The organism is Sutcliffiella sp. FSL R7-0096 (genome assembly GCF_038595065.1).
Taxonomy (GTDB): Bacteria; Bacillota; Bacilli; order Bacillales; family Bacillaceae_I; genus Sutcliffiella_A.
Genome location: NZ_CP152003.1, coordinates 1,179,344 through 1,200,481, shown reverse-complemented (window position 1 = coordinate 1,200,481; position 21,138 = coordinate 1,179,344). Strand labels below are relative to the sequence as shown.

The following is a 21,138-nucleotide window of genomic DNA, read 5'->3' as shown; positions in this document are numbered from 1 at the left end:
CTATCCCTCCACCCTTATTTTGCTACCGGTTGTTTTTCCATTTCCATCCTTTTCACTTCTTTGCCTTTATAGAAAAGGGCCTTGACATCCGTACGCCTTGCAACCGCTTCTGCTGAACAACTTGCATCCACTAATATCATGGAAGCATCGTCTCCAATCTTTGGCCATTGTCGTTCACCTGCAGCACTTAATGAGTTGATTCCCCCTGTACCATATTGAACCAAAGAAGATAGAGATTTTTCATCAACCAGTCTGAATCGCTCTGCAAGTACGCACATTTTTTCAATGGTGTTGGCAGTACCAAAAGGTGACCAATGGTCCGTAATACTGTCATGCCCTAGAGAAACAACTAGTCCCATTTGGGTTAATAATGGGATCGGAATAGTAGGGCGGTTAATGGGAACCGTCGTGGTCACATCCATTTTATTATCCACTAACATCTTTACCGTTTCCTCAAGCTGGACGGGCTCCAAGTCCCCTAATGCGATGGCATGACTAATGGTCGTCCTGCCCTGAAGGCCTGCTTGTTTTGTATAATGAGCCATCCGCTCAAAAGTGAAAGCGCCAAGGCTGTTCGGGTCATGAATATGAACATCTACTGATGAACCAGTCTGCACTGCAATATCAAAGATGGTGTCGAGTGATTTCTCGATATTCCTGTCAATGGTAGCTGGGTCCACCCCACCGACATGTGTTGCCCCCATTTCCATTGCTTCCTTGACTAAGGGCGCCACTTCACTTCGCAATAACCCATGCTGTGGAAAGGCCACAATTTCAAACGTCATTACATCTTTGTATTTATTTACAGCATTCAATGTGGCCTCTAAGTTCTTCAATCCGATGGAAGGATCGATATTGCAATGAGTGCGAATATGGGAATGTCCGTGCTTTAGGTATAATTCAATCACTTTCTCGGCTCTCTCCTGTGCTGTTGCCAATTGCTGCGGGAGTAGTTTTCTTTCTTCTTCAATTCTTGTAAAAATACCGTTGGTTATTGGTGTGCAAGCTTTCCATGGACCTCCATAGTAAGTTTTATCGATATGGATATGCATTTCTTTTAAAGAAGGAAGCAGGAGCAACCCTTTTGCGTCCTTTTCAGGAAGGTTATCCTTGGGCTGTTCCTTGGAAAGTGCAGCAATTTTCCCTTCTTCTACTTTTAAGTGAACTATTTCAGTCAATGTTTTCAAGCGATTATCCTCTTGTTCAAAACCCACTTCGATTCGGACATTCTTCAGCCAATAATTGTTTCTATTCATCTCTTTTCCTCCTAATTGGAGGGCCTAGACTCTAGGCCCAAACCATGACATTATTTTAAAGTGATATCGTTGAGAAGGATGTAGTTAACAGGACTGATTACAAGTCCCTCTACATTATTATGATAGACAGCAAGATGTTCGTAGTATCTGAGCGGAATCATAGCTGCATCTTCCATCTCCAGTTTCATTGCCTGTTCATAAAGACTTCTTCTTGTTTCTTCATCTATTTCTTTTCGGGCGTCCTCTATGATTCGATCAACTTCAGGGTTATTGTAATAGGTATGGTTACCTGCTCCCCCATGTGAAGAGGAGTGGAAGACATTATATTGATTGTAATCTCCGTCTCCCGTGGCATTACCCCATCCGCCAACGAACATTTCGTGTTCTCCATTATTTAATGCTTCTATATATGCCCCCCATTCTAATACTTCCACTTCCGCGTTGATCCCTATTTTCTTCAGTTGTGATTGAACGACTTCAGCTACATTTATTCGCTCTTTGCGATCATTGGTGGTAATGGTGACCTTTAACCCTTCTAGTCCAGCCTTTCGCAATAAAGCTTTGGCATTCTCTAAATCATAGTCATAAGGTTTAACGTCATCACTGTATCCAAATACCTTCGGACTCATCGGAGAATTGGCAAGAATCCCAGAATTTTGGAAGACACCTTCTAGAACAGCCTTTCTGTCTATGGCCTGCGTTATCGCTTTTCGAACATCCAATTGATCAAACGGTGCTTTTTGAACATTAAAGCCAAGAAACTCTATCCCTAACCCATCTGCCCGATACAGATTCAATGTCTCCGAAGCTTCCATTCTTTCAATCTCTGTAATTGGAACCTGATCATTAACATGCGCTTCCCCGGTTTCAATCATGGCAAGTCTTGTGGTATCTTCCGGCACTACTTTAAACACAACCTGATTTATCTTCGGCTTATCTCCCCAGTATTCCTCATTTTTCTTTAAGGATATTTCCTGTCCTGCCTTCCAATAATCAAATACGAATGGCCCAGTGCCTACTGGGTGTTCCCAAAGTTTCTTTGGATTCTCTGAGAGCGCTTTTGGACTGATGATACTTCCCTCATTCGCACTTAGAATGGACAACAGCGGGGCATAGGCAGCTGAGAGATGAAAACGAACTGTATATTCATCGACAACCTCAATGTCATCAATCATCCCAAGTTTCTCAGCTTGCGGGGATGCTGTTTCAGGATCAAGCAATCTTTCAAATGTTGCCTTTACAGCCTCGGCATTGAATTTCGTCCCATCATGGAAATAAACGCCTTCTCTTAATATAAATTCCCACGTGACATCATCAATTTGTTCCCATTCCTTGGCCAACCCTGGCTGGGGCTTCATGTCCAAGTCAGGCACAACAAGCGTTTCATATACCTTTTGATAAAGGATATTTGCACTTGAAATGTCTGTGATGAAGTGTGGATCTAGCTTGGTGGCGTCCGATAGACGGACGATCGTCAGTTTATCCTTGTCGGAGGTCTCCATTTGACTGCTTGAAGTGGAACAACCACTGATAATTAATAACAATGTTAACAGTAATAAGATGGTCGATCTCATGTCTTTCCCCCTTCTACTTAATCGTGACGTCGTTTAGCATAATGTAATTAGAGGCATTCAACCAAATTCCTTCTACCCCTTTTGTATAGACAGCCAAATGTTCATAATTTCTTATCGGAACGTATACGGCATCATCCATTTGGATCTGCATCGCTTTCTCATATAGTTCTTTACGTTTTTCCTGATCCATTTCTTCCCTGGCATCTTCAATAATAGTATCTACTTCCTCATTGCTGTAATAAAAATGATTGCCGGGTGGTCCTTGAGATGCTGTATGGAAGAGATTGTATTGATTATAATCTCCATCCCCTGTCGCATTCCCCCATCCACCAATAAACAAATCATGGTCACCTTTATCGATCATTTCTAAATATGCCCCATATTCCAAAACTTGAATAGAAACATCCACACCTATCCCCTTTAATTGAGATTGAATCACTTCTGCCATATTAATTCGTTCTTTCCTATCACTAGTAAGCAGGTTCAGTGATAAACCGTCCTTATAGCCTGCTTCTTTCAGTAATTTCTTTGCTTTATTTATGTCGTATTCATATGCCTTGATGTTTTCGCTGTAACCAAATACTTTCGGACTCATAGCAGAGTTTGCTATCGTTCCGACATTGTTATAAACACCTTTTAGAATAGCTTCTCTTTCAATCGCATGACTGATCGCCTTTCGGACACGGACATCATTTACTGCCTTACTTTCTATATTAAACCCTATATATTCAACTCCAAGTCCCTCTGTACGATACAAGCTCATGGAATTCGATTTCTCTATACGATCTAGTTCTGTTACTGGAACCTGATCAGAAACATGTGCTTCTCCGGTTTCAATTAATGCAAGCCTTGTTGCATCTTCCGGTACCACTTTAAAAACCACTTCATCCAGATTCGGCTCTTGCCCCCAATAGGAGGGATTCTTGACCAAAGTTATATCCTGACCGGTATTCCAAGATTCAAAAATAAATGGTCCTGTTCCTACTGGATGTTGGGATAATGAGTCCTCCTTTTCTTTAATCACCTTTGGGGAGATGATGCTACCCTCATTACTTGCAAGAATGGAAAGCAACGGAGCATATGGATAATCAAGATGCATATGCACGGTATACTCGTCCACTATTTCAATCTCCTTAATCATCGATAATTTTTCACGCTGAGGTGAACCCGTTCCTGGATCCAAAACACGGTCGAATGTTACTTTCACCGCCTCTGCGTTAAAAGGAGTCCCATCATGAAAGCTCACTCCTTCTTTTAATGAAAACTCCCATGTTACCTCATCAAGTTGCTGCCATTCCGTAGCAAGCAAAGGTTCTATCTCCATATCCTTATTCGTCATCACCAACGTTTCATATACTTTTTGATAGATGATATTGGCAGAAGGTATGTCTGTTATAAAGTGTGGATCTAACCTGGTTGCATCAGAAAGACGCGCGATGATTAAGCTTCCTCCCTTTTCTTCCGACCGGGCATTGCTCTCAGAACCATTTGAACTGTTCGAAGACGTTGAACAAGCACTTATAAATGACAACATTAAAATAAATACAAAAAACATGATAAAATTTCTAAACTTTCTGTCCTTCACCATTTCATTCTCCCCCTCCAATGAATTCTCGTGATTTTCTTGCATAGTTGCATTATAAAAAAAAGATTCACCTTTTATTTTCAGAATATTTACTTGTTTTTAAAATATTTTGACATCTTATCTTAAAATTATTTACTTTGTTTGAAATTTTGATAATTTTAAACACATCACTTGTAAGGGAGGACATTCAATGGAAGTTCAAGTAAAGACGGGAGAAACAATTCTTGCTGAGGAAACGAGTAATCCTCGATTAGAAAAATGGAAAGAAATCATTTATAAACTATCTAGAAACAAAGCAGCAGTGGCAGGTGGAATCATCATTTTATTTTATTTGACAGTAGCTGCACTCGCACCTTGGTTGGCACCTTATGATCCATATGAAATCAACTTGGACAATCGCATGCACTCCCCCTCAATGGAACATTGGATGGGGACGGACGATAAAGGAAGGGATATACTTAGCAGAATAATTTATGGTTCCCGCTTATCAATGGGTGTCGGCTTTGCCTCTGTACTATTCGGGGCGGTATTTGGAATTGTGCTTGGATTGGTTGCCGGTTACTACGGCAGATGGGTTGACTCCATTGTGATGAGAATAATTGATGTCATGCTTGCTTTCCCAGGTATTCTGTTGGCTTTAGCTATTATCAGTGCATTAGGTCCCAGCTTAATCAACGTAACCATAGCAGTGGGGGTATTCTCTGTTCCTTTATTTGCCCGCATAGTAAGGGGCTCTACATTGGAAGTCAAGAAGCTAGAATATATAGATGCGATCCGATCGTTGGGAGCAAGGGATATAACAATCATATTCATTCATATACTCCCAAATATTCTCTCCCCGATCATCGTACAGGGTTCCTTAAGATTGGCCACTGCCATTTTATCAGCAGCAGGGTTGTCCTTTTTAGGACTTGGAGCTCAGCCACCTTCACCAGAATGGGGAACCATGCTTAGTAGTGGAAGGGATTTCTTATTTAGCGCACCCTATATGGCCCTATTTCCTGGCCTTGCCATTTCCATTTTAGTTTTAGGCTTTAATATTTTCGGAGATGGCCTTCGCGATGCTTTAGATCCAAGAATGAAATAAAAAAGGAGGTAAAAGGATGATTTCTTTTTTAATAAAACGTTTGGTTCAAATGATTCCCGTATTAATAGGTGTAACCTTGGTTGTTTTTCTAATTATGCAGATGGTTCCTGGAGATCCAGCTGTTCTCTTGGCGGGGGAGGGTGCTTCAAAAGAAACAATAGAAGGAATACGGACTCAATTGGGGTTAAATCAACCGCTATATGTCCAGTACTTTGATTACTTAACGAACATTTTCAAAGGAGATCTTGGGGTATCCATTAAAAATAATAAACCTGTCCTTGATGAAATCATGGTAAGACTCCCTATTACGATGGAACTAGCTCTTTTCAGTATCCTTATAACGATCGTCTTAGGCATGGCGGCTGGTATCATTTCTGCCATTAAGCCTTATTCCGTCTCTGATTTGTCAGTCATGTTAATTGCCCTCATAGGGATCTCCATCCCAAGTTTTTGGTTTGGCCTTATGCTCATGTATATATTTTCCGTCAAACTTCAACTCCTGCCGGTAGCAGGCTGGGATAGCTGGCAGCACATTATCCTCCCCGCCCTCACACTTGGTGCTGGTGGCGCTGCAATAGTTGCTAGGATGACCAGATCAAGTATGCTCGAAGTCATCAGGCAGGACTATATTCGGACTGCGCGTGCAAAAGGACTCCGAGAACAAATTATCATTTCAAAACATGCTCTGCGAAATGCTTTAATTCCTGTCATCACCGTGGTAGGACTTCAATTTGGCGCATTGCTTGGCGGTACTGTCCTTACAGAATCCATATTTGCCATTAACGGGCTGGGAAGATTGATTGTGGAATCTATCAGAATGCGAGATTTGCCAATGGTACAAGGTGGAGTACTTGTTGCGTCCCTTATCTTCGTACTTGTAAATCTATTGGTCGATTTACTCTATCGCATTTTTAATAAACGAATTGAATTGAACTAAAAGGAGTGAAATATGGTGAGTGAAAAACTATTAGAAGTAAACGGCCTCAAAACTCATTTCTTCTCGAATAAAGGAATTAGTAAAGCCGTGGATGGGGTAAATCTAGTTTTGCACAAAGGGGAGACCTTGGGAATTGTCGGGGAATCAGGTTGCGGGAAAAGTATTACTTCCCTGTCTATTCTTAGGCTGATTCCTTCCCCACCCGGAAGAATAGTGGAAGGCTCTATATTATTTAAAGGCCAAGACCTTGTGAATATGACTGAAAACCAACTGAGAAAAATACGCGGGAATGACATCTCCATGATTTTTCAGGAACCTATGACGTCTCTTAATCCAGTTATCAGTGTAGGTGAACAAATAGCAGAAGGCATTAGACTTCATGAAAAGCTCAGTAAAAAGGAAGCCTGGAAAAAAGCGGTGGAGATGCTACGTCTTGTAGGAATTCCTTCTCCTGAAAAGCGTGCAAAGCAAGAGCCATTTCAGTTGAGTGGCGGTATGAGGCAAAGGGTGATGATTGCCATGGCACTTGCTTGCTCCCCTGAAGTTCTCATCGCCGATGAACCAACCACTGCACTGGACGTGACCATTCAAGCACAGATTCTCCAATTAATTAAGGAATTGCAAGTAAAGCTTGGGATGGGGGTTATGATGATTACCCATGACCTTGGAGTGGTGGCAGAAACCTGTGATACAGTAGTCGTCATGTATGCTGGAAACGTTGTGGAATATGCATCTAAAGAAGAGCTTTTTAGAAATCCGAAACACCCCTACACCCAAGGGCTATTGGCTTCTTTACCAAAAATAAATGAAGATCATGAGTATTTACCAACGATTAGCGGAAACGTTCCAAGTCCCTTTTCTCAGGTCCAAGGCTGTAGGTTTGCCAACCGCTGTCCTCACGCAAATTCACTATGCAAGACAAAAGCGCCAAAACTGACCACTCTGCAAGCTGGGGAGGGACAAGTTCGATGTTGGATGTATTCAGAGGAATGGAAAAAATCAGTTGTATAAGAAAGGGGACAACATGATGGAACTAGTAACCAAAAAAGAAGCAAAACGTGTACTTTTATCAGTTAAAAACCTCAAGCAATATTTTCCCATAAAAAAAGACTCGCTTTTCAAACCAACATCATTTGTTAAAGCGGTAGACGATATTTCCTTTGAATTGAAGGAAGGGGAAACATTAAGTATCGTCGGTGAATCAGGTTGTGGAAAATCGACAACGGGACGGTCCATCCTCCGACTTGAACAGCCGACTGACGGAGAGATTGTGTTCAATGATAAAGACCTTGTTCGAATATCCAATACAGAAATGAGAAAGGTGCGTGCAGATTTACAAGTAATCTTCCAAGATCCATTTGCTTCGCTTAATCCAAGAAGAACCATTAAACAAACATTGAATGAAGCCATGGCCATCCAGCAGGTGATCCCTAAACAGAAGAGAATGGAACGAATGCTCGAGTTACTAGAGTGTGTAGGTTTGCCAGCGGAGGCATTGAATCGTTATCCACATGAATTCAGCGGTGGTCAGCGACAGCGTATCGGCATCGCCCGTGCCTTAGCAGTAAATCCAAAATTAATCATTTGTGATGAAGCCGTTTCTGCACTTGATGTCTCCATTCAAGCGCAAATCCTTAACCTACTGAAGGATTTACAAAAAGACTTTGGCTTGACTTACTTGTTCATTTCGCATGACCTTAGTGTCGTGCGGCATATTTCAGATAGGGTCATGGTCATGTACCTGGGGAAAATTGTGGAGATAGCCGAAAAGAAAAGTATTTTTGAAAGGCCACAGCATCCCTATACTCAAGCACTTCTGTCGGCTATTCCTACACCGGATTTGGATGCAAAAAAAGAAAAGATTGTACTAAAAGGAGATGTTCCTTCCCCAATAGATCCACCAACTGGATGCAGGTTCCATACCCGCTGTCCTTTAGCAAATGAAACATGTAAAAAGGTAGAACCTCCATTAAAAAAATGGAACAACCAACATTATGTAAGCTGTCATCTTGTCAAATAATAACCATTTACAATTACATGATTTGAATTAAAATAATAGAGAGAAAGAAATAGCGGAGGGGTTTTTTCACCTCCCCTTTTCCGTTTCACGAGGGGGTTCCTTCCATGCTCCAGATAGAGGATTTTTCTCTTTATGTCATGTTCTGCGTACTTGCTCCTTTAGTGGGAGCTTTTACTTTATTGTTTTTATTCATCTTTGAAAAAAGAATTGACCTGTTAGAAAACCAAACAAATAAAATCAAGCTGGAAAAAGAACTCCAACAAGCAAAGTATTTTCAGCTGAACCAACAGATTCAGCCCCATTTCTTTTTCAATACCCTTAATTCCATCCTTAGCCTGGCAAGGCTTAATAGGATAGAAGAATTAGTTCGGGCGATTGAAGTGTTTTCTAAGTTCTTAAAAGCCAAATATAAATCAGATCATTTTATATGCACGGTCGAAGAAGAAATGGAATATGCAGGCCATTATCTACAGATACAAAAAATTCGGTTTCAATCACGTCTATCCTACACTCTCAATATGGAGGAAGAAATAAAAAAAGCAACAATACTCCCTTTTCTTATTCAAACCCTTGTAGAAAATGCTTTTAAACATTCTTTCGAGAAGTACCCAGGCGAAGCAAATTTAAGTATTTCCATATCCCTTTCAGGTTCACATATATTACTAACGGTTTGGAACAGTTCGAAAGGTGTGCATTCAGGTAATGATGATACTGGTACAGGACATGGCCTAAACAACATCAGAAGGAGATTGAGCCTTATGTATACAGAAGAAGAGGCTTCTCTAGAGCTATATCATGAACCCGGCGGAACACGCGCAGTTGTCACATGGCCTGTATCATACTCTACCTACAACGAAAAGGGGGCCAAGCAGAATGAACATTTTATTAGTGGATGATGAACAACTAGAAATTGAACAACTAACATATCTATTGCACAAGCATTATCCCAAATGGAAGGTCTATCACGCTTTTGATGCAGCACAGGCATGGAACATTTGTGATAAGCAGCATATTGATTTATCTTTCCTGGATATTCACCTGCCGGGTAAAAATGGCCTCGAACTTGGCAAACTATTAAAGACTAAACATACTAATATGGAGTTCATCATTTTGACTGCCTTTCAAACCTTTGAATATGCACAAACCTCCATTAAAATTGGTGTCGCAGATTATTTGACAAAACCTTTGATTGAAGCGGAACTGGTTGAAGTACTGTATAAATTCAAACATCGGGGGAATTACAGTCCCGCCATCCAGCAGGCTATATTAATAATCCAACAGGAATACAAAGATAAACTAACACTTCCATATCTCTCGTCCAAAATACACATGAACCCTATTTATTTCAGCCGTAAGTTCATGGAAGAAGTAGGGATTGGTTTTTCAGAATACCTAAATAAATATAGAATTGAAATCGCTGCCGATTTACTTACTAAAAACCCGAATATGCATATTTCCACCATTGCTGATGAATGTGGATTTAACAGCCAGCACTATTTTAGTCAGCAGTTTAAAAAGCATTATGGAAAAACCCCACGGGATTATAAATTTGAGGGAACACATTGATGGACAAAAAGAAATATTCGATTTATATCCTGGGAACCTTCCAACTAGGAATCGGGTTTGGTATCGTCACATTGCTTTCGAGATGGGTAACGGGAAACACCATCCTTTCTTCACCAGAAGCTCTGATAAAATACGGTATATTAGGTGGACTTGGATACTCTCTAATGGGTGCCTTTGCGTTTATCGCTTTCGGATTCATCGCAACTTATATAAGGAAGCGTTACCCCTTACATCAAACCATTGGTGATTTGCTAAAAGAAAAGACGACTCCGGTTGGATATTGGTACACCATCCTCCTTCTCCTGGTAACGGGTATGGATTCCATGTTTGTCCAAGCAACTGGGGCAGCTATTCTTTTCTCGCTAATATTCCCTGTCCCCCTTTATATAAGCTTGTTTTTTTTCTTCTCATTTTGTTTTATCATTGCAGGACTCGGAGGCATGCAGCGTATTCAGCAATTCTCCGGTATAAGCATCGGATTCATATTTGCTGCTGTCATTTTCATACCTGTTTATTTTTATATCCAAAATGGGGTGTACCCGGTATATGAGGGTGTTCAACTCTACCATCCCTATCTATTATATTGGAGGAATATTGATACGTTTTACTTTGTGATTACAGGGATCATCATCGGTTTTGGACAAGTCTTAATTGACAGGGCAACCTGGCAGAGAGTTTATATGTTAAAAAAGAACAGAATTCGTTCCATATTTACATTAACCGGGCTCATTTGGGCAACCATTCCTTTGTCTTTATCTTCCCTTCTACTAGTAGTTGTCTACAGTGGAAGTTTTCATGATGTGAAAATCTTACTTTTTCAACTGATATATAAAATTAACTCTTCCTTATTAATTGCCGTATTTGTATTATTTTGTTTTAGTGCCATTTCCTCAACTTTAAATGCAGAGCTTCATGCAACAACGGTCCTAACAGTAAAGAACGCAATCAGCGAATTTATTCCTCTTGATAATCAACACAAATTTCGATTGTCTTACTGGATTACAGGTATGCAGTGTCTGGTTCTATATCTGTTTGTCATTATCATATCACCAACTTTTATTGAGCTGTTATTCTTCTTCGGGAGTATCTATGCAGCATTAATATCACCGGTATTGTGGATGATCTTCAGCCGTGATCGCCTTTCAGGTTTTGTGCCATTAACCTCTGCCATTGCAATATTAATCAGCTTCTTATTTTCCTCAAGTGCAGGACATCTAGGGACAATCTGGATCAGTTTTATAACTTCCACATTCCTATGCGGTTGTTATATGTTCCTACGTTTCTTATCGTTCCTACGAAAAGTACAAGATAGCAAGCTATAATTATTATAAGAATGCAATCAGGACTGTTCGTATCAACAAGGAGAAAAACTAAGTATAAAAAGTTTCCACAAGAAAAACCAGCCCGCTCGGCTGGTTTTAATCAAGCAAATTTTTTGTTTTGCTCCTTCTTGAAAAACTCCTTCATTGCATGAAATACATCCGGTTTTTGTTTCAAAATGTAATGCCTGAACTTCTCATCACTGACATTCTTATATGCCGACATCAATGTAGAGTGTCTGTTATATTGATTTACTTCCCCATACCCGAACATATTGGAAACCTTCATCAGTTCTCCAACCAATTTAACACAGCGCTGATTGTCAGAAGTCAGATTATCACCATCCGAGAAGTGAAATGGATAAATGTTGAAACGCGTTGGATTGTATTTCGTATCAATTAGCTCCAGTGCCTTTCGGTACGCGGATGAACAAATCGTTCCTCCGCTTTCCCCTTTAGAAAAAAAGTCCTCTTCACTGACTACCTTCGCCTCTGTGTGATGGGCAATAAACTCGATATCCACTGTTTCATACTTTGTTCTAAGGAATCGTGTCATCCAGAAAAAGAAGCTCCGTGCCATATATTTCTCCCACATTCCCATCGATCCACTCGTATCCATCATCATCAGAACAACCGCTTTGGAATCAGGCTTTACCACTTCGTTCCACGTCTTGAACTTGAGGTCCTCCTGATAGATCGGATGAAAGCTTGCCGTACCTGTCATCGCGTTCCGCTTATAGGCGGACATCATCGTACGTTTTTTATCTATATTCCCCATAAGACCTGTGCGTCTGATATCGTTAAATTCATAATGCTCGATGATATTCTCATCGCGCTCTTTTTGCTGCAGGTTTGGCAGTTCAAGCTGATTGAACAATGCCGCTTCAAGATCCATCAGAGAAACTTCCGCCTCATAATAGTCCTCCCCGGCCTGATCTCCAGCTCCTTGCCCCTTACCTGGCCCCTTCTGCTGACCCGACCCGTCCCTGGCTACAACATCCCCGACCTGACTGTCTCCATCTCCTTGGCCAACATGCTTGTTCTTGTCATAATTATAACGAATTCTGTATTCATCTAAAGACCTGATTGGAATCTTTACGACCTCTCTGCCATTGGACATTACAATGTTCTCTTCAGTAATAAGATCTGGTAAGTTATTTTTGATAGCCTCCTGGACCTTTTCCTGATGGCGTTTTTGGTCGTCGTGGCCTTTTCGATGGAGGGACCAATCCTCTTTGGACACTACAAAATTCGTATCATCTGACATTGTCATCGATATCCCTCCCTATTTAATTAATTTTACGTTTCTAGGAACCTTTTCATCACTATTTTCATAAAATATCTTGGTGAAATTTTAAGAATCCAACCTCCGTGACAGTTAGGGTTGGTTACTCTATCCTATGCACATATCTCAAATAATTGACAGATTATTTAGATAATTAGGCACGCAATTCCATTTAATAGACAAGCATGCATTCCTTCGTTAATAATAATTTTATGCTGTGGTTAGGTCGTACTATACAATGAATATTTTCATAAACAATAAAAAAACCTCCCATCAATGGAAGGTATATTTATTCTTTTTCATTTTCCGAGTTGTTTTTATGTTGCTTGGGATCGCGCTCTCTGTCGGTCTTATTTTCCTTCAGTTGCTCCATTTCCTTTGCCAGCTTTTCCATCTCTTTTTCATTAGGGGCCATTGTATTTTCATAGGTTTTATCTTTACTCATTGTAATCACCTCTTATTTATACGTTCCCTTTATTAGTTGAAAACAAACCTAAGTACGCAAAAAAGCAGCGGCACTCACACCGCTGCTTTTCCGATTATCTATTCAATAAGCTACCTACATATCTTAATAGGTCGTTTGCCGAAGTAGAGTTATAGCCATGCTCATCAATCAAGCGGGCCACCACTTCATTTATTTTCTTCAGCTGTGTTTCATCCGGAGTTTTGGAAGAGGTCGTGATCTTCACAACATCTTTCAGATCTGCAAACAGCTTCTTCTGTATTGCTTCTCTTAAGCGCTCATGGGAGTTGTAGTCAAATCGCTTCCCTTTGCGCGCATAAGCGGAAATCCTGATTAAAATCTCTTCGCGGAAAGCCTTCTTCGCGTTTTCAGAAATACCGATCTGCTCTTCAATGGAACGCATCAGTTTCTCATCGGCACTCATTTCTTCCCCAGTGAGAGGGTCCCTTAGTTTCGCCTTATTGCAATAAGCCTCGACATTATCCAGGTAGTTATCCATCAGAGTTTTCGCAGACTCTTCATAGGAATATACAAATGCTTTCTGGACTTCTTTCTTGGCAATATTATCATATTCTTTTCTCGCTACCGAAATGAAGTTTAAGAACCTTTCTCTATCTTCATTAGATATGGATGCGTGTTGATCCAGCCCTTCTTTTAAAGAACGCAGGACATCAAGGGCATTGATGGAAGGGATCTCTTTACGAATGATGGTGGACGAAATCCGGTTGATCACATAACGAGGATCAATTCCGCTCATCCCTTCATCAGCATACTCTTTCTTGAGCTCCTGAACATCCACAGAGTTGAAACCTTCCACAGACTCCCCATCATACAGGCGCATTTTCTTCACAAGGTCGATATCGCCACGTTTGGCTTCCTTGAGTCTCGTGAGAATCGTGAACATCGCAGCGACCCTAAGCGTATGCGGCGCAATATGCACATTTGCCACATCACTCTCATTAATCATTTTTTCATAAATTCTTTCTTCCTCAGAAAGTCTTAGATTATATGGAACCGGCATCACGATGATCCGCGAATGCAAGGCCTCATTCTTTTTATTGGAAATAAAGGAGCGATATTCCGTTTCATTCGTATGCGCGACAATGAGCTCATCCGCACTGATCAACGCGAATCGACCCGCTTTGAAGTTCCCTTCCTGCGTTAAGGATAATAGATGCCACAGGAACTTTTCATCACATTTCAGCATTTCCTGGAACTCCATCATCCCACGGTTCGCCTTGTTCAGCTCCCCGTCAAAACGGTATGCACGAGGATCTGACTCAGAGCCGAACTCCGCAATGGTCGAGAAGTCTATGCTTCCGGTCAAATCCGCAATATCCTGCGATTTCGGATCGGATGGGCTGAATGTCCCAATCCCGACACGCTGGTTCTCTGACAGGAAAATACGTTCCACAAGCACATCCTCAATCCTGCCTCCATATTCTTTTTCAAGCCTCATCATATTTAATGGTGACAGATTCCCTTCAATTCTAACTCCATACTCATTGTAAAAATCATCTCTCAAATGGTGGGGTATTAAATGAAGCGGATCCTCATGCATCGGACAACCCTTAATGGCATATACTGCCCCTCTATCTGTATGGGTGTACTGTTCAAGACCGCGCTTGAGAATCGTAACCAGTGTGGATTTCCCCCCACTGACCGGACCCATTAATAACAAAATCCTCTTTCTGACATCCAACCTTTTCGCAGCAGGATGGAAATACTCCTCCACCAACCGCTCCAATGCTTCTTCTAAACCAAAAAGGGCATTGCTAAAGAAATTATACTTCCGCTGCCCATTGACCTCTTCTACCCCAGCATCTTTAATCATATTGTAAACCCGTGAATGTGCGGATTGAGCTACCCATGGTTCTTCTTTCAAAATCTCCAAGTACTGCCCGAAGGTTCCTTCCCACTTCAGCCTCTGTTCTTCTTCCCGATACTTTTCAATTTTACGTAAAATATCCATAAGGACCTCCCCTTTTCTTACAGCTTCAAGAGTCGTGATTGCGTGATTAATATACTCTATGCGCTGGGGGGGTGAAACATGCTTTTTTTAAGAGGTGCCAATCGCAAACTTTATGCTTTTATGGAGGAGGGACTGCCCCCGGTTGCCTGGAGTGTACGGCGAGAGTCTCCGGCGGGAGGTAATGTAAGGTTGAGACCCTGAAGCATTGTGGGAAAGCTCAAGTACCGGTCCTTAGGATAAGCGAGCACCTGAACGTAAGGAGACAGGGCGTTGAAAATTCACCTTGTCAAAAATTATCCACAGATTCCATTCACATAACTTGTCCATTGGGCTATAATATAAATAGTATGCTTACAAGAACTAACCTTACATAAGGAGGAAAACAAAGATGGGTACATCAGGCATCTTAATTCTAGGCGTATGCATTGCATTCCTAACAGCCATTTTCACTGCAGGATACAACGAACGTCCAGGTACACGTAAAAAGTAATTGGCATAAATAAAGAAGCCCTCCTTTTCAGCTTTTTGCTCGAAATGGAGGGCTTCTCTTTAGTTGTTATTCTTCAGGGAACTCCAAAGAAAGATTCGGATACTCCTGTTGACGTAACGCTTCATATATTAAGATCGCGGCCGTGTTGGACAGATTCAGAGACCTTACATTTGTCGTCATCGGCAAACGCAAGCACTGGTCCAAATTATTCTGGATCAAATCTTTAGGTAAACCAGTCGTCTCCCTTCCGAAAACAAAGAAATAATCCTTATCCAGCTTACTATAATCAAATGAGGTGTGCGGCTTCATCCCGAACTTCGTAATATAGAAAAACTCCGCCCCTTCATTTTTTTCAAACAGCTCATCCAACGAATCATAATAAACCACATTGACAAATTCCCAATAATCTAACCCCGCACGCTTCAACATCTTATCATCCGTCGAAAAGCCGAGCGGTCTGATTAAATGAAGCGTCGTATTCGTTGCTGCACAAGTCCTAGCAATATTACCTGTATTAGCCGGAATCTCTGGTTGATATAATACCACATGTAATCCCACAATCGTCACCTCGTATTTCTTTCACTTTCATCCTCTACAACAATACCTTTTTATCGCAATGGAATCAAGTACCTATTACCGGTCCTGAATGTGGAAAAATTTATATTTGATATTCGGTGTATATGCCGTTGAATCCTCATATTTCCAATACCTCATCCGGGAATTATACGTGTTCGCATTAACAAGCGGCTCACCATTCTCATCCTTCGCCACCACAATCGTGTTATGGTCGAACCGTCCGTCTCCCTCAAAGTCATAGCAAATAACATCCCCCGGCCTAAGGTCAGTGGCGGAGTTCACTTCTTTCGCCTTCAGACCTTGCTTGGCATTAGGTAAATACCACCTTAAGGCATGGGCCACTGCCCACGTATAACTCCAATCATTATTCCGCATCCACCAACCGCCAGATTTCTTCGGATACCCCACCATCGGAGCCCCGCCAGCATACAGACATTGTGAAATGTAGTTGGTGCAATTCACCTCGAACTTCTTGAACTGCGGATTATAGCTGTTCCAATACTGCTCTGCGTACTTCACCGCCTCCATCCGACTATATTTAAAACGGAGAGGCGCCTGTTGCTCCTCCTCCTCTTGTGGGGGAATGAACCTCGGAGAAGTCCGATCCCCCTCATCCTGGACGGAGAAGTCTTGTATGAGCTCACCATCGATCCATTCAGAATATCGCTGATCGGCTTCTTCCTCAATATAAAGATTTTCTTTTTGCTTTATGAGGTAACGGATGTGAATCTCATATAAAATGTTGGCCTCCCGTTGCTGCTGATCCTCATGAATGGAATGGATCTTGGCCGACGCACTGCACTTAACTATCTCTGCTCCCCTTCTTTTATGCGCTTCTTGCTTTTGCCTGATGGTTTCTTCATTGATGATAGTTCTGTTAGTGGTCTTGCTTTTAAAAACATAAGTGTCGAGTCGATCTTGTATATGCGCTTTTAGCTGTTCCCTCATGGGCTTGCCCCTCCTCTTGGGTGATGGTCCTTGTAGATATGTTTATGTGGGGGGCTTGGGTTTGTTGAAAAGAATTGAGGTAATTAGGGATTGGTTTTTGGTTTTGATTGAAGATCTTTGGGTAATTATGTTTGTTTTGTGGTGGGAAGCACTCTTGATAATTTGTGTTGGGAGTTAAATAGCTCTCTGATGGTTCCATACTTCTCTTTGACGAGTGACTTTTTTTTGTTTTGGGGTGCTGGTGGTTCCATACGGCCTCTATGACGACTGACTTTCCCTTTTTTCGGGTCCTGGTGGTTCCATACGGCCTCTATGACGACTGACTTTCCCTTTTTTCGGGTGCTGGTGGTTCCATACGGCCCCTATGACGACTGACTTTCCCTTTTTTCAGGTGCTGGTGGTTCCATACGGCCCCTATGACGACTGACTTTCCCTTTTTTCGGGCTCTGGTGGTTCCATACGGCCCCTATGACGACTGACTTTCCCTTTTTTCAGGTGCTGGTGGTTCCATACGGCCTCTATGACGACTGACTTTCCCTTTTTTCAGGTCCTGGTGGTTCCATACGGCCTCTATGACGACTGACTTTCCCTTTTTTCAGGTGCTGGTGGTTCCATACGGCTTCTATGACGACTGACTTTCCCTTTTTTCGGTTCCTGGTGGTTCCATACGGCCTCTATGACGACTGACTTTCCCTTTTTTCGGTTCCTGGTGGTTCCATACGGCCTCTATGACGACTGACTTTCCCTTTTATCGGGTCCTGGTGGTTTCCATACGGCCTCTATGACGACTGACTTACGCTGTTTTCGAGTTCTGGTGGTTCCATATGTTTCGAGCTAGTAAATTCTTATTATTTATGCCATATCATTTTGCTTGTCCTCACATATTGCGAAGATTTACCGTGCCCCACTTGTCTAAAATGCTTTACAAGAATTCTTTGTATACTCCTAATTGTAATCAAATCTCCACACCAATCATGGATTATCTTTGAAGTGACTTTTTGACCGGGAAACAAAATTTCAAATTCATTTATTGTTCTTAAAACGGTATTTACAAATTTTTCTTTGAAACTGCATAAAGAACAGACAATTACTTTCCTGTCTTTTGATATAGTGGTGGCCCCCATCCCCCCACACCCAGCACAAACAATCCCTTTCCGCAAATCCTCATACTTATACTCGGGCAAGCGCTCATATGACGACTTTTCAATATGCAGTTCGCACAGCTTCTCAGCCAAGCGAGAGTGCCTCACATGTAACCTTCCAGTACTGGGGGATTGCTTCATTAATTTTTTAGAATATCGATTCATCTGGGAATAAAACACAATAGGTAAATTTGGTGAACAATTAAAGAGGGTAAACTCTGGATTCATGAAAAAGAGGGTTGATTCTATGGGGGATTGATATCCGAGGCTTCTTAGGAGTTGTCTTAACGCAATTTAACATCGTTGCATTTGTAACAAAGGATTTTTAATTTCATTCTGGCTGATGGAGAGCCACTTACCATCATCTAAATAGAAGTCACCTTCATAATTCTTCACTTCAAAGAGGTAAACCCTCTCTTCTCCAATTACAAGAGAATCAATCTGAAAAACACTGCCACCATGGTCGAGCAGCAGATCATTTACAATAATCCACTCGCCATCCATGAAAGAAAACCATTTATCAAAAAGAACCTCGCCCTGATAACCTTTTTCCAGATTCCAAAAACGACTATCATCCACTAGGCCACCGCGAGCTTTCAGTATCCTTAATAATTTCAGCTCACCTGGTTCCATACGCTCTTTCATCATCATACTCAACCACATCACTCCCATAAAAATATTATAAAAAAGCAGGCAAACCTAATTACCTACTTTTTATCCAAAACCCAAGACTCGCTTGTTCCACCATGAACCTGCAGGAACATCTCGCTTATCGCACCTAGCATCTCTCTACACTCACTTATTTCCATAGAAGGCTTGAAATACACGACATGCAGCGCAGAAGTTGTCCCTTCTGAAACAGCCGTTCTTCGGCTATCAACAAATGGACTCCCAAACGGACCTGCCTCATCACTTGTATGGAGCATCTTATTCAGGCTTATTTCCCGTCCATTTAATCCTTCGTAACTTGCCGAATCGTCCCCGACAACTACCGTAACATCCCCATCTAACTTACTAACATCATATATACCAAATGGGATTTCATATTTTAAAGAAAAGAAATTATTTAAGTCAACAGCAGAATTGAATGGCTCAAGGAATTGTCCTTTTTTAATTCTACGGTACAACGCCTCGACGGATGGACGATACCTAGACGGATCTGACCCTGTCGCCTTGAAAACAGAACGCCACTCCGCCACCCCCGGTATATCTTTCATCTCCTTATCTTCTAAATCCAAATGAAGAGATTCCTGAAAAAGACGAATTCTACCTTTTAACATCTGTGGCGACGAACCTACTGTAATATCGTTATAAATGATGATACCGTATTTCCCAGAGACTATTCTATCTAATACATTTTCTGCAACCGTTACTCTCATTTAGCCCAACCTTTCTTTTCATTATTATGGTAATTGTATCACAGTTCTAAGCCCTTCACTTGTTTGCCCCACTTATTTACCTTCCTTAAAAACTGGATATAATTAGATACATCAAACAAAATACTACATTTAAATAATATGATAAAATATAGAGTGGCAAAAAAATCACACCAAAACAAAGGAGGTGTTCACATTGAATGAGGAAAACAGGAAACTAAAAGAAGAAATCATTGCCTACAGTAAACAAATCGGCATTGACAAGATCGGATTTGCAAGTGCTGGAGTGTTCACCGGGCTAAAAGAACGGTTAAAAACCCAACAGGAGCTCAACTATCAATCAGGGTTTGAAGAGCCAGACATTGAAAAACGAACCAAACCTGAACTTTTGGTTCCCAAAGCTAAAAGCATTATTGCAATCGCCCTTGCTTACCCTTCAAAAATGAAAAACGCACCACGTAGTACCAGGGAAGATCGACGTGGGATATTTTGTCGTGCTTCATGGGGAACGGACTACCATGACATCTTACGTGAGAAACTAAGATTATTAGAAACGTTTATTAAAGAAAAAAGCCCACATGCTTTAATGAGATCAATGGTAGATACCGGAGAGCTCAGTGATAGGGCTGTTGCGGAACGGGCAGGTATTGGTTGGAGTGGAAAGAACTGTGCCATTATAACCCCTGAATTTGGCTCCTACGTGTATTTAGGGGAAATGATTACCACCATACCCTTTGAGCCCGACACACCCCTTGAAGACAACTGTGGGACCTGTAATAAATGCGTCGAAGTCTGCCCTACAGGAGCTCTCGTTCAAGGTGGACAACTCGATTCAAATAAATGCATAGCTTTTCTAACACAGACGAAAGGGTTTCTGGCTGAAGAATACCGTACAAAACTTGGAAACAGGTTATACGGCTGTGACACCTGTCAGACTGTATGTCCAGAAAACAAAGGCAAGGACTTTCATCTACATCCAGAAATGGAGCCGGACCCTGAGATCGTCAAACCAAAACTCAAACCGCTTCTCACCATCTCTAATAGGGAATTTAAAGAGAACTTCGGTAAAATATCCGGGTCTTGGCGAGGCAAAAAGCCGATACAACGTAATGCCATCATAGCCCTTGCCCATTATAAAGATACTTCTGCTATCCCTGATCTTTTAAGTCTTATAAAGAATGACCCACGACCAGTGATACGAGGTACTGCAGCCTGGGCGATAGGCAGAATCGGGGACCCTCAACCTCAAACCTTGGAGGTCTTAAAAAACCACCTAACAACAGAACAAGATCCTGATGTATTAAAAGAACTCGAAAAAGGAATTGCCATGCTTGTAGAATAAAATTAACAAAAAGCCACAAAGCAATGAATTGATGTGCTTTGTGGCTTTTTGTATGTAATCAGGAAGGAGCCGAACAGTCAAAAAAAGACTTCAACCAAATGGTTGAAGTCTTGAAAAGTTATGTATGGAGCGGGTGATGGGAATCGAACCCACGACATCAGCTTGGAAGGCTGAGGTTTTACCATTAAACTACACCCGCG

The 21,138-nt window shown here is 41.5% G+C and carries 19 protein-coding genes and 1 tRNA gene; 8 read left to right on the top strand and 12 right to left on the bottom strand.

Features of this window, described 5'->3' with window-relative positions:
* Window positions 1–14 precede the first annotated feature (14 nt).
* From MKY77_RS06155 to MKY77_RS06145, 3 genes are read right to left on the bottom strand one after another with little or no spacing between them, the layout of a single operon-like run.
* Window positions 15–1,256 (bottom strand): amidohydrolase, encoded by a 1,242-nt coding sequence (locus tag MKY77_RS06155; RefSeq protein WP_339149377.1) that lies wholly within the window; start codon window positions 1,254–1,256, stop codon window positions 15–17.
* 50 nt (window positions 1,257–1,306) lie between these two features.
* Window positions 1,307–2,830, bottom strand: coding sequence for a glutathione ABC transporter substrate-binding protein (locus MKY77_RS06150; protein ID WP_339149376.1), 1,524 nt, complete (start codon window positions 2,828–2,830; stop codon window positions 1,307–1,309).
* Window positions 2,831–2,843: 13 nt separating this feature from the next.
* Window positions 2,844–4,418: a glutathione ABC transporter substrate-binding protein gene (locus tag MKY77_RS06145; RefSeq protein WP_339149375.1), complete on the bottom strand. Its 1,575-nt coding sequence runs from the start codon at window positions 4,416–4,418 to the stop codon at window positions 2,844–2,846.
* 187 nt (window positions 4,419–4,605) lie between these two features.
* On the opposite strand from MKY77_RS06145, the gene MKY77_RS06140 reads away from it, so the two are divergent.
* The 7 genes from MKY77_RS06140 (at window position 4,606) to MKY77_RS06110 (ending at window position 11,347) form a co-directional block, all read left to right on the top strand.
* Window positions 4,606–5,502: an ABC transporter permease subunit gene (locus tag MKY77_RS06140; protein WP_339149374.1), complete on the top strand. Its 897-nt coding sequence runs from the start codon at window positions 4,606–4,608 to the stop codon at window positions 5,500–5,502.
* A 16-nt stretch (window positions 5,503–5,518) separates the two neighbouring features.
* Window positions 5,519–6,439 (top strand): nickel ABC transporter permease, encoded by a 921-nt coding sequence (gene nikB / locus MKY77_RS06135; RefSeq protein WP_339149373.1) that lies wholly within the window; start codon window positions 5,519–5,521, stop codon window positions 6,437–6,439.
* A 12-nt stretch (window positions 6,440–6,451) separates the two neighbouring features.
* Window positions 6,452–7,450, top strand: a complete 999-nt coding sequence (locus MKY77_RS06130) for an ABC transporter ATP-binding protein (protein WP_339149372.1) — start codon at window positions 6,452–6,454, stop codon at window positions 7,448–7,450.
* Between the two features lie 13 nt (window positions 7,451–7,463).
* Entirely contained in the window at window positions 7,464–8,459 is a 996-nt protein-coding gene (locus MKY77_RS06125) for a dipeptide ABC transporter ATP-binding protein (RefSeq protein ID WP_339149371.1), read from the top strand.
* A 104-nt stretch (window positions 8,460–8,563) separates the two neighbouring features.
* Entirely contained in the window at window positions 8,564–9,355 is a 792-nt protein-coding gene (locus MKY77_RS06120) for a histidine kinase (RefSeq protein WP_339149370.1), read from the top strand.
* Entirely contained in the window at window positions 9,333–10,025 is a 693-nt protein-coding gene (locus MKY77_RS06115; RefSeq protein ID WP_342515676.1) for a response regulator, read from the top strand. Before MKY77_RS06120 ends, MKY77_RS06115 begins: the two co-directional genes overlap by 23 nt.
* Window positions 10,025–11,347: a hypothetical protein gene (locus tag MKY77_RS06110; RefSeq protein WP_339149368.1), complete on the top strand. Its 1,323-nt coding sequence runs from the start codon at window positions 10,025–10,027 to the stop codon at window positions 11,345–11,347. The genes MKY77_RS06115 and MKY77_RS06110 overlap by 1 nt, the downstream gene beginning before the upstream one ends.
* A gap of 100 nt (window positions 11,348–11,447) precedes the next feature.
* Here MKY77_RS06110 and yhbH read toward each other — a convergent pair whose 3' ends face one another.
* The 8 genes from yhbH to MKY77_RS06070 form a co-directional block, all read right to left on the bottom strand.
* The gene (yhbH, locus tag MKY77_RS06105; RefSeq protein WP_237664065.1) at window positions 11,448–12,617 is read right to left on the bottom strand and encodes a sporulation protein YhbH; all 1,170 of its coding nucleotides are present in this window, start codon (window positions 12,615–12,617) and stop codon (window positions 11,448–11,450) included.
* Between the two features lie 301 nt (window positions 12,618–12,918).
* Complete coding sequence (locus MKY77_RS06100; protein ID WP_339149367.1) at window positions 12,919–13,074, bottom strand: hypothetical protein; 156 nt, start codon at window positions 13,072–13,074, stop codon at window positions 12,919–12,921.
* A gap of 94 nt (window positions 13,075–13,168) precedes the next feature.
* Complete coding sequence (locus MKY77_RS06095; protein ID WP_148990230.1) at window positions 13,169–15,064, bottom strand: PrkA family serine protein kinase; 1,896 nt, start codon at window positions 15,062–15,064, stop codon at window positions 13,169–13,171.
* Window positions 15,065–15,620: 556 nt separating this feature from the next.
* Window positions 15,621–16,121 (bottom strand): tRNA (uridine(34)/cytosine(34)/5-carboxymethylaminomethyluridine(34)-2'-O)-methyltransferase TrmL, encoded by a 501-nt coding sequence (trmL, locus tag MKY77_RS06090; RefSeq protein WP_339149366.1) that lies wholly within the window; start codon window positions 16,119–16,121, stop codon window positions 15,621–15,623.
* A 66-nt stretch (window positions 16,122–16,187) separates the two neighbouring features.
* Complete coding sequence (locus tag MKY77_RS06085) at window positions 16,188–17,078, bottom strand: amidase domain-containing protein (protein WP_339149365.1); 891 nt, start codon at window positions 17,076–17,078, stop codon at window positions 16,188–16,190.
* A gap of 848 nt (window positions 17,079–17,926) precedes the next feature.
* Window positions 17,927–18,313 (bottom strand): hypothetical protein, encoded by a 387-nt coding sequence (locus tag MKY77_RS06080; RefSeq protein ID WP_339149364.1) that lies wholly within the window; start codon window positions 18,311–18,313, stop codon window positions 17,927–17,929.
* A gap of 201 nt (window positions 18,314–18,514) precedes the next feature.
* Entirely contained in the window at window positions 18,515–18,871 is a 357-nt protein-coding gene (locus MKY77_RS06075) for a nuclease-related domain-containing protein (protein ID WP_339149968.1), read from the bottom strand.
* Window positions 18,872–18,927: 56 nt separating this feature from the next.
* Window positions 18,928–19,599: a phenylalanine--tRNA ligase beta subunit-related protein gene (locus tag MKY77_RS06070; RefSeq protein WP_339149363.1), complete on the bottom strand. Its 672-nt coding sequence runs from the start codon at window positions 19,597–19,599 to the stop codon at window positions 18,928–18,930.
* Between the two features lie 193 nt (window positions 19,600–19,792).
* On the opposite strand from MKY77_RS06070, the gene queG reads away from it, so the two are divergent.
* Window positions 19,793–20,938, top strand: a complete 1,146-nt coding sequence (gene queG / locus MKY77_RS06065; RefSeq protein WP_339149362.1) for a tRNA epoxyqueuosine(34) reductase QueG — start codon at window positions 19,793–19,795, stop codon at window positions 20,936–20,938.
* A 125-nt stretch (window positions 20,939–21,063) separates the two neighbouring features.
* Here queG and MKY77_RS06060 read toward each other — a convergent pair.
* Window positions 21,064–21,137, bottom strand: a tRNA-Gly gene (locus MKY77_RS06060).
* Between the last annotated feature and the right edge of the window lies 1 nt (window position 21,138).